Source organism: Janthinobacterium sp. 61 (assembly GCF_002846335.1).
Classification (GTDB): Bacteria; Pseudomonadota; Gammaproteobacteria; order Burkholderiales; family Burkholderiaceae_D; genus Janthinobacterium.
The window spans coordinates 2,331,655-2,347,514 of sequence record NZ_PJMQ01000001.1 but is presented as its reverse complement, the minus strand read 5'-3'; the positions used below and the strand labels follow the sequence as shown (position 1 = coordinate 2,347,514).

The 15,860-nt window shown below is 62.7% G+C and carries 16 protein-coding genes and 4 tRNA genes; 14 read left to right on the top strand and 6 right to left on the bottom strand.

The annotated features are described in order from the left end of the window. Positions 1-49 precede the first annotated feature (49 nt). Positions 50-1,033 (bottom strand): diguanylate cyclase domain-containing protein, encoded by a 984-nt coding sequence (locus CLU92_RS10715; protein WP_101481878.1) that lies wholly within the window; start codon positions 1,031-1,033, stop codon positions 50-52. A 300-nt stretch (positions 1,034-1,333) separates the two neighbouring features. After that, positions 1,334-3,805: an ATP-binding protein gene (locus CLU92_RS10710; protein WP_101481877.1), complete on the bottom strand. Its 2,472-nt coding sequence runs from the start codon at positions 3,803-3,805 to the stop codon at positions 1,334-1,336. Between the two features lie 425 nt (positions 3,806-4,230). Here CLU92_RS10710 and CLU92_RS10705 point away from each other — a divergent pair. The 4 genes from CLU92_RS10705 (at position 4,231) to CLU92_RS10690 (ending at position 4,876) form a co-directional block, all read left to right on the top strand. Beyond that, positions 4,231-4,307: transfer RNA gene (locus CLU92_RS10705), tRNA-Arg, on the top strand. 82 nt (positions 4,308-4,389) lie between these two features. Beyond that, positions 4,390-4,466: transfer RNA gene (locus CLU92_RS10700), tRNA-Arg, on the top strand. Between the two features lie 78 nt (positions 4,467-4,544). After that, positions 4,545-4,621, top strand: a tRNA-Arg gene (locus CLU92_RS10695). 178 nt (positions 4,622-4,799) lie between these two features. After that, a tRNA-Arg gene (locus CLU92_RS10690) sits at positions 4,800-4,876 on the top strand. A 55-nt stretch (positions 4,877-4,931) separates the two neighbouring features. Here CLU92_RS10690 and CLU92_RS10685 read toward each other — a convergent pair. Then, positions 4,932-5,804 (bottom strand): AraC family transcriptional regulator, encoded by an 873-nt coding sequence (locus CLU92_RS10685; RefSeq protein ID WP_101481876.1) that lies wholly within the window; start codon positions 5,802-5,804, stop codon positions 4,932-4,934. A gap of 115 nt (positions 5,805-5,919) precedes the next feature. Between CLU92_RS10685 and CLU92_RS10680 the strand changes: the two genes are divergently transcribed. Together CLU92_RS10680 and CLU92_RS10675 are read left to right on the top strand one after the other, a co-directional pair. Beyond that, positions 5,920-6,876 carry a phytanoyl-CoA dioxygenase family protein gene (locus CLU92_RS10680; RefSeq protein WP_101481875.1) on the top strand — a complete coding sequence of 319 codons (957 nt, stop codon included), beginning with the start codon at positions 5,920-5,922 and terminating at the stop codon, positions 6,874-6,876. Positions 6,877-6,970: 94 nt separating this feature from the next. Further along, positions 6,971-8,116: an alpha-hydroxy acid oxidase gene (locus CLU92_RS10675; protein WP_101481874.1), complete on the top strand. Its 1,146-nt coding sequence runs from the start codon at positions 6,971-6,973 to the stop codon at positions 8,114-8,116. Here CLU92_RS10675 and CLU92_RS10670 read toward each other — a convergent pair. The 3 genes from CLU92_RS10670 to CLU92_RS10660 all read right to left on the bottom strand — a co-directional run bounded on the left by CLU92_RS10670 (position 8,113) and on the right by CLU92_RS10660 (position 10,273). Next, positions 8,113-8,619 (bottom strand): ATP-binding protein, encoded by a 507-nt coding sequence (locus CLU92_RS10670; RefSeq protein ID WP_101481873.1) that lies wholly within the window; start codon positions 8,617-8,619, stop codon positions 8,113-8,115. The two genes, CLU92_RS10675 and CLU92_RS10670, sit on opposite strands and share 4 nt — an antisense overlap. 194 nt (positions 8,620-8,813) lie before the next feature. Further along, on the bottom strand, positions 8,814-9,464 hold the full coding sequence (locus tag CLU92_RS10665; RefSeq protein ID WP_101481872.1) for a hypothetical protein: 651 nt from the start codon (positions 9,462-9,464) through the stop codon (positions 8,814-8,816). 41 nt (positions 9,465-9,505) lie between these two features. After that, a complete protein-coding gene (locus CLU92_RS10660) occupies positions 9,506-10,273 on the bottom strand; it encodes a CPBP family intramembrane glutamic endopeptidase (protein ID WP_180338491.1) in 768 nt (255 codons plus the stop codon). A 179-nt stretch (positions 10,274-10,452) separates the two neighbouring features. Here CLU92_RS10660 and CLU92_RS10655 point away from each other — a divergent pair, with 179 nt between their 5' ends. The 8 genes from CLU92_RS10655 (at position 10,453) to CLU92_RS10620 (ending at position 15,857) form a co-directional block, all read left to right on the top strand. Further along, a complete protein-coding gene (locus CLU92_RS10655) occupies positions 10,453-11,016 on the top strand; it encodes a GNAT family N-acetyltransferase (protein WP_101481870.1) in 564 nt (187 codons plus the stop codon). Then, positions 11,013-11,360 carry an SMI1/KNR4 family protein gene (locus tag CLU92_RS10650; RefSeq protein ID WP_166674733.1) on the top strand — a complete coding sequence of 116 codons (348 nt, stop codon included), beginning with the start codon at positions 11,013-11,015 and terminating at the stop codon, positions 11,358-11,360. Before CLU92_RS10655 ends, CLU92_RS10650 begins: the two co-directional genes overlap by 4 nt. 19 nt (positions 11,361-11,379) lie before the next feature. After that, entirely contained in the window at positions 11,380-11,919 is a 540-nt protein-coding gene (locus tag CLU92_RS10645; RefSeq protein WP_101481868.1) for a GNAT family N-acetyltransferase, read from the top strand. Next, positions 11,916-12,617, top strand: a complete 702-nt coding sequence (locus CLU92_RS10640) for a response regulator transcription factor (RefSeq protein ID WP_101481867.1) — start codon at positions 11,916-11,918, stop codon at positions 12,615-12,617. Before CLU92_RS10645 ends, CLU92_RS10640 begins: the two co-directional genes overlap by 4 nt. Next, positions 12,614-13,837, top strand: a complete 1,224-nt coding sequence (locus CLU92_RS10635) for a HAMP domain-containing sensor histidine kinase (protein WP_101481866.1) — start codon at positions 12,614-12,616, stop codon at positions 13,835-13,837. Before CLU92_RS10640 ends, CLU92_RS10635 begins: the two co-directional genes overlap by 4 nt. Positions 13,838-13,912: 75 nt before the next feature. Then, positions 13,913-14,788, top strand: a complete 876-nt coding sequence (locus tag CLU92_RS10630; protein WP_101484616.1) for a PHB depolymerase family esterase — start codon at positions 13,913-13,915, stop codon at positions 14,786-14,788. 95 nt (positions 14,789-14,883) lie between these two features. After that, positions 14,884-15,348 (top strand): hypothetical protein, encoded by a 465-nt coding sequence (locus CLU92_RS10625; protein ID WP_101481865.1) that lies wholly within the window; start codon positions 14,884-14,886, stop codon positions 15,346-15,348. Beyond that, positions 15,345-15,857: a DUF1993 domain-containing protein gene (locus CLU92_RS10620; RefSeq protein WP_257561049.1), complete on the top strand. Its 513-nt coding sequence runs from the start codon at positions 15,345-15,347 to the stop codon at positions 15,855-15,857. Before CLU92_RS10625 ends, CLU92_RS10620 begins: the two co-directional genes overlap by 4 nt. Positions 15,858-15,860: the final 3 nt, after the last annotated feature.

The following is a 15,860-nucleotide window of genomic DNA, read 5'->3' as shown; positions in this document are numbered from 1 at the left end:
CTTGCCGTGAGGCTTGCCGGTTTTTTCATGTGTCGCGCGGAAAGTAAGCTCAGGCGATCAAGGGCATGCCGCTTTTCTGCATGTTCACCTGCGAGGCGATTACTTCGTGGGGCGAGCAGCAAAAGCGGTTCTTGCCCGCGCGCTTGGCTTCATACAGGGCCGTGTCGGCTGCACCGAGCAGCGATTCGACCGTGCTGGCGTCGTCCGGGTAGATGGCGATGCCGATGCTGGTCGACAGGCGCAGGGTCAGGTCGTTGATGAAATACGGTTCGGAAATTACCTCGATCAGCTTGGCGGCGGGTTCGCGCGCGTCGCCCTTGCCGGCCAGGTTGCCCAGCACGATGACGAATTCGTCGCCGCCGATGCGCGCCACCGTGTCTTCCTTGCGCGAGGCGCCCACCAGGCGCGCCGCCACCATCTTCAGGATCTCATCGCCATAGCCGTGGCCGTAGCTGTCGTTGATGGTCTTGAAGCCGTCCAGGTCCAGGTACAGGATGGCCGACTTGCCCCGGTTGCGGGCCGATTGCCGCAAGGTATGTTCGATGCGGTCTTCCAGCAGGCGCCGGTTGGGCAGGCCCGTGAGCGGGTCGTGCAGGGCCAGTTCCTGCTGCTGCTTGCTGTACTGGGCCAGTTCCTTGTACAGCAGGCGCACTTCCAGCATGTTATGGATGCGCTTGTGCACTTCCATCAGGTCGAAGGGCTTGCTGATGAAGTCGCGCGCCCCCGCTTCCAGGGCGGCGATCTTGAAGCTCGGCTGCGCCGTCAGGGCCAGCACGGGCAGGTAGCCGCCATGCTCGATTTCCTTCAAGCCCTTCATGACCTGAAAACCATTCAGTTCCGGCATTTGCAGATCCAGCAAGATCAAGTCGTAGCAATGCTCCCGGTGCAGGGGGCAGACCTGGGCCGGACGCATGGTGGCCGTGACATTGGTATAGCCGGCATCGCGCAGGATTTCCAGCATCAGGTCGACATTGTCGGGCGAATCGTCGACGACCAAAATTTTGGCTTTCAAAATCTCATCTTGGCTGGGCATGTAGGGTCTCGGTTAATACGGTCTATGCAACGCTGGCTTCTACCGCTGGTGATCGGCTGACGGCGGTGAGAAAGATAGTAGCGCCTTGCAACAAGATGAGGCGCACAACAGCGCTTGAACTCGCTTCTGCCACTGATGGCAGCCAAGGCTGCCTGTCTCCTGCCTGCCGTGCAGGTGTGCTACTGCATTTAAGTGTAGCAAACTTCAGCTTAGTTGCTTGTAGGACAGTGCCGCGTCTGGAAGTAGGAAGGCCAACCCACAAAAATAGTCATTTTATTCTGCACTATGTATTTCTTTGCATCATCTTTTTAAGGGCGTAGCCGTGACGCGCGTCGCCGCCAGTTGCGCCACGGCTGCCACCAATTCGGCCGGGTCCAGCGGTTTCGCGACCCAGGCCTGGAAGCCGCTGGCCAACGCCCGCTGGCGATCTTGCGCTTGCGCAAACGCCGTCAGCGCCAACGCAGGCAGCCGGGCGGTACCCGGGGAAGTGTGCGCACGGATTTGCGTCAGCAAGTCGACACCGTCGGCATCGGGCATGCCGATGTCGCTGACCAGCACATGTGGGCGCACCTGCGCCAGCAGTTGCAGCGCTTGCTCCACGCTGCCGGCGCCATGCACTTCGGCGTGGTGGTCGCGCAGGATGCGTTGCGTCAGTTCGCGCCCATCGGCTTCGTCATCGACCAGCAGCACCCTGATGCCGCGCAAGTCATGGCTGGCGGACGGGACGCCGACCGCCTTGCGCGCCGCAGTGGCCGGCGTGCCCAGCGGCAGGCGCACGGTGAAACTGGCGCCCTGCATGTCGCCGGCACTGCTGGCCGTGACCGTGCCGCCATGCTGCTCCACCAGGTGCTTGACGATCGACAGTCCCAGCCCCAGGCCGCCATGCTTGCGCGTGGTGGAGGCATCGGCCTGGCGGAAGCGGTCGAATACGTGGGGCAGGAAGTCTTTCTTGATGCCCACACCATTGTCGGCCACCGTGATGGCTAGACGGGTCGCCTCGCGGCACACGCCGATATCGACCTGTCCCCCTTGCGGCGTGAACTTCAGGGCATTCGACAGCAGGTTCCAGATCACTTGCTGGATACGGCCGGGGTCGCCCATGATCGTGTCCGCATCGCTGGCGATACTGCTGTGGATGGTGATGTGCTTGGCGTCGGCCGCCGGGCGCAGGGTTTCGATGGCCGAGGCGATGACGCTGGCGGGCGCGAGGGGCTGCAGGTCGAGCAGCACTTTGTCGGAGGTGATGCGGTTCATGTCGAGCAAGTCTTCGATCAGTTGCGCCTGCGCGCGCGCATTGCGTTCGATGCTTTGCAGGCCACGGTGCAGGTCGGCCTGGTCACGCGTGCCACGCCGCAGCACCTGGGCCCAGCCCAGGATAGCCGACAGTGGCGTGCGCAGTTCATGCGACAGGGTGGCGAGAAAATCATCCTGCAGCTGGTTCGTGCGCTCGGCCTCGGCACGCGCCTCACGTTCGCTGTCGAGCAGCACCTTGCGCTCTTCGGCGGCGCGCGTGGCGGCCGCGTACAGGCGCGTATTGTCGAGCGCGACGGCGGCCTGCGCCGCGATGGCCGAGACGATGCGTTCGCTGCGCGCGCTGAACATGCCCGCCTGTGGATGGCCCAGCAGCAAGCGCCCCAGCAACAGGCCAGAGCGCGAGCTGATGGGCAGGCTCAGGCAGCTGCGCAGGGGCGGCGCGCCATCGGCGCTGGCTTCGGGCGCGGCCAGCAAGTCGTTCTGGCACATAGCCGGTCCCTGGCGCAGTGCCGTGGCGATGGTCTCGGCCTGGCGCAGGCTGATGCCGTTGACGGCGCGTGCCGCAGGGTGGACATCGCCCGCATCGTCATAATAAAAGGCGCCGAAGCGCGCGCCGCTGATGCGCGTGGCCGCATCGACGGTTTCCTGCAGCAGGGCCGGCAAGTCCAGGGTGGCGGCCAGGGCCGCGCCCGTGTTGTTGAGCAATTCCAGCACGCAGGTTTCATCGCGCAAGGCTTCCTGCACGCGCTTGACCTGGTCGACGTCGGTGCTCGTGCCAAACCAGCGCAGCAGCTGGCCGCCCCGGTCTCGCACGGGATTGGCGCGCGTCAGGAACCAGCGGTACTGACCGTCGGCGCCGCGGATGGGAAATTCCATTTCGAAGGGCGTGCCATCGTGCAAAGCGGCCTTCCAGCCTTGCAGCATGGGCGGCAGGTATTGCGCGTCATAGGCGATGCTCCAGCCGTCACCCGCCATCTGTTCCGCGCTGGTGCCCGTGTAGTCGTGCCAGCGCTGGTTGTACCAGGCGATGGTGCCGTCGAAGCTGGCGATCCAGGCCAGTTGCGGGATGGAATTGGCCAGCGTGCGCAAATCGTCCTCGCTCTGGCGCAAGCTTTCCTCGGCCGCCTTGCGCTGGCTGATGTCCTGGATATGCGTGGTCAAGCCTTCGCTGGACGGGAAGATGCGCACTTCCAGCCAGCGCCCCAGCGGCGGATACTGCAGTTCGAAACTGCCGCTGTGCTGCTGCGCCATGCTGCGTCGGTATTGCACTTCCAGTTCCGTGCCCTGCAAGTGAGGACAGGCTTGCCACAGGCTGCTGCCTGCCAGCTGGCTGCCGGGCGGGCGCTGCGGCGCGAGCATGTCGGCGCCGCGCGTATTGATGTAGCGGATGGTCCAATCGTGGTCGAGCAGGCAAAAGCCGTCTGCTATGCTCTCCAGCAAGTTGGTCAAGCGCTCGTCTGACAGGCTCAGCGGCGCTGATGGGGGTAGCAGATCCTGCTTGCGGTCATGCTTAGCCATCGGAAATCCTGCAACGGTGAGTCTGCCGCACGGGCTTTTGCCCAGCCGGGCCGCCGTCGCTAAGCTCAGTTAATGGGTCATGAGGGGAGTGCCTGCCGTCATGAAGCAGAGGAGGCACAAGTGTCCCTGTCTGGCTGGTATTGTAGCCCCAAGCGGGGCGGCGCCACCGCACGCTTGCCTGCCGCCTGCAGATAGCACTGGACAGGCGGGAAGGCAGTCCCTATAATCCCGCTTCTTTCGAGACAGCAACTTCTCGATACGCTGGATACCATTGTGAAAGCAGCGGTGTACATCGATGAAAGGCGTAGGCTTTTCGGCAGTGAAAAAGTGGGCGATGGTGCGGGGCGGTATTCTGCAAAATCAGCTAAGCGATTGAAAAATCGAACTTTTCAAAGCGAAATGAATACGCTATAATGTTTGCCTGCGCGGCTGTAGCTCAGCTGGATAGAGTACTTGGCTACGAACCAAGGGGTCGTGGGTTCAATTCCTGCCAGCCGCACCAGAATACTGAAAATCAGACTTTGCCTGGTTTTGTTGTAAAAAGTTTGACCTCCATGTTGTACCGGAGCTGTTGTAGAAGTTTTGCGGCTGTAGCTCAGCTGGATAGAGTACTTGGCTACGAACCAAGGGGTCGTGGGTTCAATTCCTGCCAGCCGCACCAGTATTGCCAAGATCAGGTCTGCCTGGTTTTGATGAAAGTTTCAAGCTTCGTGCCGTTCGGCGAAGTGTGTCAGAGTTTGCGGCTGTAGCTCAGCTGGATAGAGTACTTGGCTACGAACCAAGGGGTCGTGGGTTCAATTCCTGCCAGCCGCACCAGTATCAGCAGTAAAAAAAAACCCGGAAAGGTGACTTTCCGGGTTTTTTTTCGTTCGTTCGTTCGTCCGGGCGGCAGCGGTGCTGCCTGCTGTTGAAAAACAGGGGCGGCCGTCAATTGTGAAATATCGCCGCGACGCCCTTTGCCATTCTGCAAAGCCCTGCTATAATCTTGTCTTAGGCGGCTGTAGCTCAGCTGGATAGAGTACTTGGCTACGAACCAAGGGGTCGTGGGTTCAATTCCTGCCAGCCGCACCAGAATATTGGGGGTCAGATTGTAAAATCTGATCCCCTTTTTCGTTTCCGAATGGATTTATGATGCGCCTTTGGCGCCGCGCCGGTATTGCAGGCGGAACGCGCGCGGCGTGACTTGCCTGGCGGCGCGGAACTGGCGGTTGAAATGCGCGAGGTTGCGATAGCCCGCCTCTTGCGCGATGACGGCGATGGCGAGATCGCTTTCGATCAGCTGTTGGCAGGCGCGGCCGATACGCAGCCGTGCCAGGTATTCGCCCGGCGTGCAATGCGCGTGGCGCTTGAAGCAGCGGTGAAAGGCGCCCAGCGACAGGGCCGCCTGCCGCGCCAGGGTTTCCAGTGCGATCTCTTCCCTGAAATGCCCGTGCATGAAATCAAACACGTTGGCCATGCGCTTTTGCTGGCCATCGGGCATCGGCGCCTGCGCTGTTGAGGCCAGCGGCCGCGCACCTGCATCGCCGGCCAGTGCCAGCAACACGTCGAGCAGAAGCGGCAAGCGCTGCGGCACGGTAAGGGCATTGAGTTGCAGCAGTTTGGCCGCGCTGTGCGCGCTCGTTGCCGGCGAAAAGTGCAGTGCGGGACCGGCGCGTGCCACCAGTTGCCGCAAGCTGTGCAACTCGGGAAAACAGGCCGCCAGCTGCTCCACCCATTCCAGTGAAAACCACACGACGACGGCCAGCATGGGCTGCGCGCGATCGATGCGCTCGCTGGCTGACCAGGTGTGGGGCAAATTCGGCCCCAGCAGCACCAGGTCGCCCGGCTCGAAGTCGCCCAGGTGGTCGCCGATATAGCGTTGGCCCCTGGCATTGACCGTCAGGGTCAGCTCGAACTGCGGGTGGTAATGCCAGATGAAGGGGATGGCCTCGAGTTCGCGCCACAGCAAGCCCCAGGAGTGGCCCACGGGGATCGTGACTTGTTCGAATAAAGGCGTCATTGTGACGATTTGATGGTATGGATAGTCAGGATAGTATCAGTATTGGCCGCTTAGCGCGCATTTCAACTGGCCGTGCCATCGCACAATCTGTCCCATACCAACAGAGGAGACAGCAATGCAGATCCCATACCAATACGGCGAAGGCCGTCCTGGCAATCCGTCCGTAGCCTACACGGAGCAGACCCAGTTGCGCGACATCCAGAAACAGCTGCCTTTGCGCGTGCTGTCCGACAGTGATTTTTTGCACTGGCAAACCTATGGCTACGTCATCGTCAAGGATGCAGTGTCGCCCGAGCAGGTACGGCGCACGACGGATTTCCTGTGGGAATTCCAGGGGCTGGACCAGCACGACCCCGCCACCTGGAACCGGGACCAGCTGCGCGACCACGCGATGAAGGAACTCAATGGTTCCGGCATGGTCGAGGCCTATCACAACCAGACCTTGTGGGATAACCGCCAGACGCAGCGCGTGTACGACGCTTTTGTCGATATCTGGGACCGCGAAGACTTGTGGGTGACCATCGACCGCGCCAACCTGAACACGCCGAACAAGGGCAAGCGCAAGTTTGGCGGCTTCATCCACTGGGATGCGGACACCACGCTCGACCCGCTGCCCGTCAACGTGCAGGGCGTGCTGGCCCTGTCCGATACCACGCCCGAGATCGGCGGTTTTCAATGCTATCCAGAACTGTTCAACAACTTGCTGGCGTGGCGCAAGACCGTGCCGCTCGATCGCAACCCATGGCAGCCGGATTTGGAGACGGTGCCATACCCGATGGAATTCATCGCCATGAAGAAAGGCGAGTTGTTGATCTTCAACAGCCTGCTGGCGCACGGCATTCGCCCGAACACGTCGACCGACCAGGTGCGCCTGGCACAATACATTTCCTTTACGCCAGCCCAGCAAGACAATCAAACCTTGCGCGGCTGGCGTGTGCAAAGCTGGCGCGAGCGCAGCGCGCCGCAGGGCTATGCGTTTCCCGGCGACCCCGAAGAAAAGGAAAAGCTGCGCTATCCGCAGGCGCGCTTGACTGCGCTGGGCGAGAAGATCCTTGGCGCGCGCGACTGGTAAGTGTGGCGCCAGGGCCGCTGGCATTGCCTGTCGGATAGACAATTGCCGGCAAATGCACGATCATGGTTCGACTTGCCATCGACCGAGGAAACGCATGAGTATCATCACCTGCATCGAAGACTTGCGCGTGCTGGCCCAGAAACGGGTGCCGCGCATGTTTTACGACTACGCCGATTCCGGTTCCTGGACGGAATCGACGTACCGCGCCAACAACAGCGATTTCGCCAGGATCAAGTTCCGCCAGCGCGTGGCCGTCAACCTGGAAAACCGCAGCCTGGCCTCGACCATGGTGGGCCAGCACGTATCGATGCCGGTGGCCCTGTCGCCCACGGGCCTGACGGGCATGCAGCATGCGGATGGCGAAATCCTTGCCGCCCAGGCCGCTGAAAAATTCGGCGTGCCGTTCACCCTGTCAACCATGAGCATTTGCTCGATCGAGGACGTGGCGGCGAACACGACAAAACCGTTCTGGTTCCAGCTGTACGTGATGAAAGACCGCGAATTCATCAACCGCCTGATCGACCGCGCCAAGGCCGCCAAGTGCGGCGCGCTGGTGCTGACACTGGACTTGCAGGTGCTGGGCCAGCGCCACAAGGATTTGCGCAACGGCCTGTCGGCGCCACCGAGACTGACCATACCCAACATCATCAACATGGCCACCAAGCCGCGCTGGGTGGCGGGCATGCTGGGCACGAAACGCCGCGGTTTCGGCAATATCGTCGGTCACGCCACGTCCGTTTCCGACATGTCCTCGCTGTCGGCCTGGACGCAGCAGCAGTTCGACCTGAGCCTGTCGTGGGCGGACGTGGAATGGATCAAGCAGCGCTGGGGTGGCAAGCTGATCATCAAGGGCATCATGGACCCGGACGATGCGCGCCTGGCCGTCAACAGTGGCGCCGACGCGCTGATCGTTTCGAACCACGGCGGGCGCCAGCTCGACGGCGCGCAATCGTCGATCGAAGCCTTGCCTGCCATTGTCGACGCCGTCGGCAGCCAGATCGAAGTGCACATGGATGGCGGCATCCGCTCGGGCCAGGACGTGCTCAAGGCCGTGGCCCTGGGCGCGAAAGGCGTGTACATCGGCCGCCCCTTCCTGTACGGTCTGGGTGCCATGGGCGGCCCCGGCGTCACCAAATGCCTGGACATCATCCGCAATGAACTGGACTTGACGATGGCCTTTTGCGGCTTGCGCGACTTGCAGCATGTGGACAAGAAAATCCTGCTGCCGGGCACGTTTTAAGGGGCGATCCGCACGATATCAAAGCCTTCCGACGCGTCGGGCGGCACGAAGTGGCGCGTGATGGCGTCAAAATCAGCATCGCTGGTGGAGAACGGGTGCAGTCCGCTTGCATTGCGCAGGCGCAAGCGCGCCTTGCATTCGTCGTCCGGCACGTCCAGGTAATGCAGCACGTGCGGCGTGCCCGCCTGCTGGAACAGTTCGCGCATCCAGGCGCGGCTGGCGGGCGTATTCGCGGGAAAATCGAGCACGACGGACACGCCCGCCTGCAGCATCTGCAAGCACAAAGGGGCGATGGCCGCGCGCAGCCGCGCCGCGCAGGCCACGTAGTCGGCAAGACAGGCGATCTGGCCCGGATACAGCTGCGCCAGCAAACTGTCTTCGCTGATGCGCACGGTCTGCGGCGCGCAGGCCAGCCGGGCCGTCAACGTGGATTTTCCGGATGCTATCTTGCCGCACACGAGGTGCAGGGTGGGGGTAACTGGGATGCTGGAAGTGGTGTGCATGGTCGCTCGCTGAAGTGAAAAATAAAACCTGCGAGACGTCTTGACCAGTTGCTGCATATCAAAGCCGCCCTGCAGGCGGCTTTGGCAATCATTATCCTGTTAAGCCACCATCGGTCGAATGGTGGCAATAATGGTGGTCAGGGGAGGAAATGTCGATTGCATGGCTGAACGATGCCATGCGATGGCTCGCACTGTCAAGCCTGCTCCATGCGCGTCCATGGCTCGCGGAACGTGGCCGCATCGATCGACCGCGCATGCGGGTCGTCGGGCTGGAACAGGCCGCCGATCAGCATATCCTGGATGGCGCCAGTGAAGCCGCCGTACGCGGCGCGGCCCCACTGGCGCTGCGTGTGGGCGAAGACGACGGCCTCTTGCTGCGCGGCCAGTTGGGCCAGCGATAGCCGCAAGGTGGCGGCCGCTTCCGGGCCCATGTCCGTGGCGATGGCGCACACCAGGCGCTGGCTGAACTGCAAGGTTTTGCCTGCCAGTCCCAGCAACGATTCATTGGCCAGTGCGAGGAACAGATCGGGTGCCTGGTCGTCTTTTTCGCAAATGGTCCAGGTGGGCGCCCACGCTTCCAGGCTCATGAAGCGGACTTCCGTCGTCTGCGGCGTGTGCGTCCACTTGGCGTGCGATTTGGCGTCCCAGCCCAGGCGCCCAAAGGGAATCGGCTTGCCCTTGGGATTGTATTGATGGCTGCGCACGCTGGCCTTGCCTCGTGCTTGCGCCACGACACCATCGAGGCTGGCGGCAAACGGCAGCCATTGCGCCGCCTCCCACAGCGGCGGAGCATCGGGCGCCGCCAGCAGCAGGAACACTTCGTAATCACGTGAAAAAAACGCCATGCACCTTCCTCAGTCTATGGATGGAAAATCTTGTCGCAATATTATAGTTGTAGCTGCGATATGGTGGCGCGCTGGCTGGGGCGCAGCAGGTAGACGCCATACAGGCACAGGGGCAGCACGGCCAGCAGGGCGATAGTCGGCAGGATAGACGCGCCGTCTTCGGCAGGGTTCGGCAAGGTGGCCGTCACCAGCGCGTAATCCCACAGTCCATGTACGAGCACCATGGGCCATACCGAGCGGGTGCGCAGACGGATGGCGGCATAGCCGACGCCCTGCAAGGTGGCGGCGACGGCTTGCCACAGGGCGCCGCTGACGTCGCCCGTGGCCAGGCCATTGGCCGTGTGGGCCAGGCCGAACAGCGCCGAGGAAATCAAGACGGCAGGCCAGACGGCGTACCGATCCAGCATGCCTTGGAGCAAAATGGCGCGGAACATCAGTTCTTCCGAAATGGCCACCAGCGCCGCATTGCAGGCCACGATCAGCAGCACGCGCGGCTGTGGCCAGCCGCCTGCCCAGGCCAGCAACAGCATCAGCAGCGCATACAGCAGGGGCGGCCAGACCAGCCACAGCGTTTTCCATGGCTGCGGCGCACCCAGGCCCGCTTCGCGGCGCCGGCTTGATGCCAGCAGCAGCGCCAGTGCAAACACGGCGGCCAGCGCCCACGACAGGCCGATACGGCCGGTGACGGCTGCGCCCGGTAAGGCGTAGCCGGCCGATTCCAGCCAGCGGCCGCCCAGGCTCAAGCACAGCCAGACGGCCAGTGCGCCGACGGCGAGCGGCATGGTGAGGTGGATTCTAGGGATGGACATGGTCGGCTTCGGTGTGTGTGGCATTCTCTGCTGCATGCATAAGCGGATCATGAAGTTGCATCAATGATATGGTAAAACCTTGCCATACTACATTAAAAAACAAGATCGCAAAGTTGCCACATCGTTATAGTTGCATGGAATAATAAGCATTCGTCCGTTTGCCGCCATACTGGAGCGCCATGACCTACAGCAAGACCATTAGCACTGAACGCCTGATCCTGCGCAAGCCGCAGCCATCCGATGAAGCGGCCCAATTCGCCATGCATGCCGACCCGGAAGTAATGCGCTATTTCAGCGAACCGCCATGGGCCGATGCCAGCCGCGCCACGCGCCAGATTGCCGAAGATATCGCCGCTTTCGAGAAGGAGGATTTTTTCCGCTTCGCCATCGAGCTGAAGGCGACGGGTGAATACCTGGGCAGTTGCAGCCTGTTTTCCGAGCACCGGCAGAACCGCCGCGCCGAGATCGGCTATGCGCTGGGCCGTCCGTACTGGGGCAACGGTTATATGCACGAAGCCCTGTCGGCACTGCTGGAATTCGCCTTCATCGAGCGCGACCTGAACCGCCTGGAAGCCGATATCGACCCGCACAACGCCGGTTCGGCCAGCGCCCTGGAGCGCCAGGGTTTTAACCAGGAGGGTTTCCTGCCCGAACGCTGGATCGTCGACGGCCATGTCAGCGACTCGGCCTTGTACGGTTTGCTGCGGCGCACGTGGGAAGCACGGCGCAAGGGCGCCGCGTGAGCGGGCAAGACATCGACGCCGTCCAGCGCTGGCTGGGCCACGCCTTGCCGGCGCACTACCTGCGTTTTCTCGCGGACTGGCAAGATGGCCTGCGCGGCGAACAGGTCATGTTGTACGGCCTGGACAGCTTGCGGGAACGTAACGAAACGTATGACACGCAGCAAGCATGTCCCGGCTATATCGCCATCGGCGATGACAGCGGCGGGCGCGCCGTCATGCTGGCGCTCGATGGCGCCTCAACGGCTGTGTACCTGGTGGGGCATGGTTCGATGCAGCGCGACGATTTCGAACTGGCGGCCGATGATTTCGCGGCCTGGCTGGCCGACGATTGCCCCGTCGATTGAAGTATTGCAGGAGCGAACGATGAAACCGGCTGACTTGCCCTGTTCCGCCCATCCGCTGGTGACCTTGCGCCACCTGGAGCGCGACGATGCGCGCGCCTGGTATGCGTATCTGGCCGACCCTGTTGTCGTGGAGCACACGAGCTGGGACTTGCGCAGCATAGACGACTTGCAGTCCAATGTCGATGACTATGCGTCGGCCCGGCCTGCGTCGCCCATGCGCCTGGCCGTCGTGCTGCGCGACGGTGGCCAACTGGTGGGCACCATCGGCTTGAATGCCATTTCCCTCCAGCATCGCACGGCGGAGATCGCCTACGACCTGTCGCCTGCCGTGTGGGGCAAGGGCGTGGCCACCTCCGTCGTGAATTCTGTCGTGGGCTGGAGCTTCCATCGCCTCGGCTTGCTGCGCATCCAGGCGACCGTACTGGAGAGCAATGAACGTTCGATCCGCGTGCTGGAGCGCTGCCATTTTGCACGCGAAGGTTATCTGCGCAGCTACCGGCAAATTCGTGGAAGATCCGGTAACTTCTGGCTGTACGCGTGCATTGCCGGCATGTCATGAGCAAGCTTCCCTTGAGCATCCTGCTGGTGGAAGACCACCTGGGCATCGCGCGCCAGGTGCTCGATTTTCTCGACGGCCTGGGCTGGCAGACGGACCATGCGGGCACGGGTGCGCTAGCAATGCAATTGGCGACGCGCAACGGCTATGACGTGGTGCTGCTGGACTTGAACCTGCCTGACATCGATGGCTTGCAAGTGTGCCGCGCCATCAAGGCGGGGGCGCCCAGCAATGTGCCGATCTTGATGCTGACGGCACGCGACGCCTACGAAGACAAGGCGCGGGGCTTTCGCGATGGCGCCGACGATTATTTGACCAAGCCCTTCGACTTGCGTGAACTGGCCTTGCGCTGTGAAGCGCTGGCGCGCCGCCACCAGTTGCACGTGCACCAGGAAATGCGCGTGGGGCCGTTTACCTTGCAGACGCGCACAGGACGCGCCACGTACGGCGATGCGGCGCTGCCGCTGACACAGACGGGTGTCAAGATCTTGCTGCTGCTGTGCCGCGAACATCCGCATGCCGTATCGCGCTCGGCCTTGCTGCAACATCTGTGGGGCAGCCAGCCGCCCGATAGTGACGCCCTGAAATCGCATATCTATGCGCTGCGCAAGCAACTGGAGCTGGCCGGCGCGGCGGGTGTGCTTGTGACCATACCGCAGCTGGGTTACCGCCTTGCGCTCGATTCTGCGGCGCCCCCATGAGCAAGTCGATCCGCCGCAGCCTGTTCGCGGCCCTGGCCGGCTTCACCGTTCTGCTGTGCCTGTGTTATACGGGCCTGGCGCTGGTGATTGCGTATGTGACGGAAGACATGCTGGTGCAGCGCCTGCTCGAACGCGAAGCGGTGGCGGTCGGCCAGCGCCTGCGACAGCACGGTGAGCTGACGCCGTCTGGCAGCGACCTCATCACGATTTATGGCAGCTACCTTGCATTGCCTCAAGCGGTGCGTGAGAAGATGCCAGCATCGGCCACGCGTGCCGAAGTGTTTACCACGACGGGCCAGCATTATCACGTGCTGGCGCTGGACCTCGTTGCCGCTGGCCAGCCGCAGCGCAGCTATCTGCTGGCCGACGTGGCGCCCGTGCTGGTGGTGTCCCGCCTGTTGCCGGAAGTGGGCGGCGTCGTGCTGGGCGTGGCGCTGGCGCTGATCGCCCTGGCCCTGCTGCTGGCCTACTGGCTGGCGCGGCGTCTCGTGCAGCCCTTGCAACGCCTGGCCCAGGAAGCAAAGCAATGCGCGCCCGGCAGCGCCGTCCATTTCAGCGCGCGCGACCGCCCCGACGAAATCGGTTTCCTGGCGCGTCGCCTGGAAACCACGTTCGACGCCTTGCAATCGGCGTTGCAGCGCGAGCACGCCTTCGCGCGCGACGTCAGCCACGAACTGCGCACGCCGCTGACCCTGATGCACAACACCCTGGCGCTGGCCGATGCGCATCCCTTGACGGCAAAAGGGCAGGCGCAGCTGCAGCAGGCCGTCGACGACATGCGCGCCACCATCGAGGTGCTGTTCGCGCTGGCGCGGGCCGAGCAGCTGCCCGGCGAACTGGTGGAGTTGCGCGGCTGCATAGAGCAGTGCCTGTTGCGCCTGCTTGACGATTTCTCATGGGATGCCGGTTTGCTGACCCTGGAGCTGCCCGAGCGGCTGGACGTGGCCGGCAACGGGCAGCTGATCATGTTGCTCATCAATAATTGCCTGGCCAATGCCCTGTTCCATGGCGGTCCCGATTGCCGCATCAGCATGGCGTTTGCGCAAGGCCGTTTGAGCATCGTCAATACCGTGCCGCCGGGACAGCCACAGCGCGTCCAGGGTTTTGCGCACGGCCAGAACCTGCTGCTGCGCCTGGCCCAGGCCATGCGCTGGGACATCCGTTTTCATCCAGGCGAGGCGCACTACCGAGTCGATATTTTCACTCTCCAAAAACAATAAAAACCAGACGGATTTCACCGCGATTTCACCGGCGCCTGCCTAAGCTGCAAGCTCTTGATCAACGGAGAAAGCCGCATGAAATTGTTTATCAGCCTGCTCGTGTTGGCGTGCACATGCATTCCCGCGCTGGCGCAAGTGAGCAGCCTCGTCCATAAAGGCGAAAAACGCCGCTACATCGTCTATACGCCCGCAGCCTACCAAAGCCAGCCGCAGCAATCCTTTCCCGTCGTCTTCAATTTCCATGGCGGCGGCATGAGCATGGCGGAGCACATGCTGTACACGCAGATGAACGGGGCGGCCGAGCGGCACCAGTTCATCGTCGTGTATCCGCAAGGCATCCAGCAGGACTGGAACGTGGGTTTCGGCATGGATTATCTGGCGGGCACGGATGACGTCGGTTTCACGCAAGCCTTGTTGCGTAAACTCAAGCAGGATTACCGCATCGATGACAAACGCGTGTATGCCACGGGCCTGTCACGCGGCGGTTTCTTTGCCCTGCGCCTGGCGGCCGAGCTTCCACAGCAGTTCGCTGCCGTCGCCTCGGTGGGCGCGCCCATGCCGGAACCGGTGCTGCAGCATCACCAGAAGACGGACAAGGTGGGCATGCTGCTGATACAGGGCAGGGCCGACAAGGTGGTGCTGTTTGAGGGCAAGGCTGCCAGCTACCTGTCGGCGGAAGACACCTTCGCCTATTGGCGCAGGCACAACGGCATCGGCGGTGCCACGCCGCAACCGCGCTTGCTCCCTGGCGCGGCTGGCGACACCACGCAGGTGAGCTGGCTGGAGCAGGGTGCCGGCGGCGTCAGTGTAGCCTTGCTCACCGTCCAGGACGGCGGCCACACGTGGCCCGGCGCCGATGCCTTCAATATCGGCCTGCCCATCGGCAAGACCACGCGCGCCATCGATGCGAATGAGGTGATGTGGGAATTTTTCAGCCGCCATCGCCGCTGACGCCATGCTAGGATGGCGGCCATCGCTGCAGTGCTATGCGGCAAATCAGGGGAAGGGGTAGCACGTTGGCAATGTCAGAGGCAGGTATCGCGGCCATGGCCGAGGCAATCTTCGCCAAGCCCGGCGCAGCTGTGGCAGAAGCGTATTCGGAGGCGGAACAGGAAACGCTGCATTTTCATTCGGCGACGGAACTGTGTGCGTATGCGGCCAGGCTGGAGGCCGCAGGCGCCAGCGAGGTTCTTTTGGCCGTGCATTACCCGGACATGGGCGGGCAGTTTGCCCCGACCCGTATCGCGCTCGACCCGGCCAAGTGCGATGGTCTCACCTACCGCTACGTGTGCGAAGGCTGGGGCGTCATCCGCGTCTACCTGCGCTTGTCCAGCGGCAAGGGCCTGGACTCGAACGTGAGCGTCAATACGCAGAAACGCGCGGAAAAATGGCAGCGCCATTACCCGGCATTCGGTTCGCCCGACGCCTGGCACTGGGATGCCGTGGGTCGCCATGAACGCCGGCTGATTCGCGTGCTGAAGAAGGTGGCCACACAGGAGGGCCAGTCATGACGGAGCTGATGCGGACCAACCCCGCCACCATCTTTTGCCGCTCGCTGGCACAGCTGTCCGCCATGCTCGACAAGACCGGCACCGCACCGGAACTGCTGGCGGCGCGTCTGCACCCGGACATGCTGCCATTCGCCCAGCAAGTGCGCGCGGCCGTGAGCTTTTCCCTGCGCGGCTGCTGCCCGCTGGCGGGGCTGGACGTGGCCGATTTCAGCGCCGCCCCCAGCCTGCAGGAACAGATCGCGCAAACCATGTGCTACCTCATGGCCATTCCTGCGGAACGTTTTGACGGGCCGCCCGGCCGCATCTGCCGCGACCGCGCCGGCTTCGCCGACATCGCGCTGCCTGCCGGCGAATATCTGAACTTGTACATCCTGCCGAATTTCTATTTTCACTTCGGCATGGCGTATGCGATCGCCCGCAGCGCCGGCGCGGCCATCGGCAAGGGCGATTTCGACGGCTATCACGCCTATGCGCCGGGATTTTCATTCGAGCGACCTGGCTCGCCGTAGTTC

Coding starts and splice junctions, on each gene's coding strand:
- CLU92_RS10655 (WP_101481870.1), top strand. CDS start 10,453: ATGACCTACAGCAAGACCATTAGCACTGAACGCCTGATCCTGCGCAAG.
- CLU92_RS10645 (WP_101481868.1), top strand. CDS start 11,380: ATGAAACCGGCTGACTTGCCCTGTTCCGCCCATCCGCTGGTGACCTTG.
- CLU92_RS10675 (WP_101481874.1), top strand. CDS start 6,971: ATGAGTATCATCACCTGCATCGAAGACTTGCGCGTGCTGGCCCAGAAA.
- CLU92_RS10635 (WP_101481866.1), top strand. CDS start 12,614: ATGAGCAAGTCGATCCGCCGCAGCCTGTTCGCGGCCCTGGCCGGCTTC.
- CLU92_RS10625 (WP_101481865.1), top strand. CDS start 14,884: ATGGCCGAGGCAATCTTCGCCAAGCCCGGCGCAGCTGTGGCAGAAGCG.
- CLU92_RS10665 (WP_101481872.1), bottom strand. CDS start 9,464: ATGGCGTTTTTTTCACGTGATTACGAAGTGTTCCTGCTGCTGGCGGCG.
- CLU92_RS10660 (WP_180338491.1), bottom strand. CDS start 10,273: ATGTCCATCCCTAGAATCCACCTCACCATGCCGCTCGCCGTCGGCGCA.
- CLU92_RS10710 (WP_101481877.1), bottom strand. CDS start 3,805: ATGGCTAAGCATGACCGCAAGCAGGATCTGCTACCCCCATCAGCGCCG.
- CLU92_RS10670 (WP_101481873.1), bottom strand. CDS start 8,619: ATGCACACCACTTCCAGCATCCCAGTTACCCCCACCCTGCACCTCGTG.
- CLU92_RS10630 (WP_101484616.1), top strand. CDS start 13,913: ATGAAATTGTTTATCAGCCTGCTCGTGTTGGCGTGCACATGCATTCCC.
- CLU92_RS10680 (WP_101481875.1), top strand. CDS start 5,920: ATGCAGATCCCATACCAATACGGCGAAGGCCGTCCTGGCAATCCGTCC.
- CLU92_RS10685 (WP_101481876.1), bottom strand. CDS start 5,804: ATGACGCCTTTATTCGAACAAGTCACGATCCCCGTGGGCCACTCCTGG.
- CLU92_RS10620 (WP_257561049.1), top strand. CDS start 15,345: ATGACGGAGCTGATGCGGACCAACCCCGCCACCATCTTTTGCCGCTCG.
- CLU92_RS10715 (WP_101481878.1), bottom strand. CDS start 1,033: ATGCCCAGCCAAGATGAGATTTTGAAAGCCAAAATTTTGGTCGTCGAC.
- CLU92_RS10640 (WP_101481867.1), top strand. CDS start 11,916: ATGAGCAAGCTTCCCTTGAGCATCCTGCTGGTGGAAGACCACCTGGGC.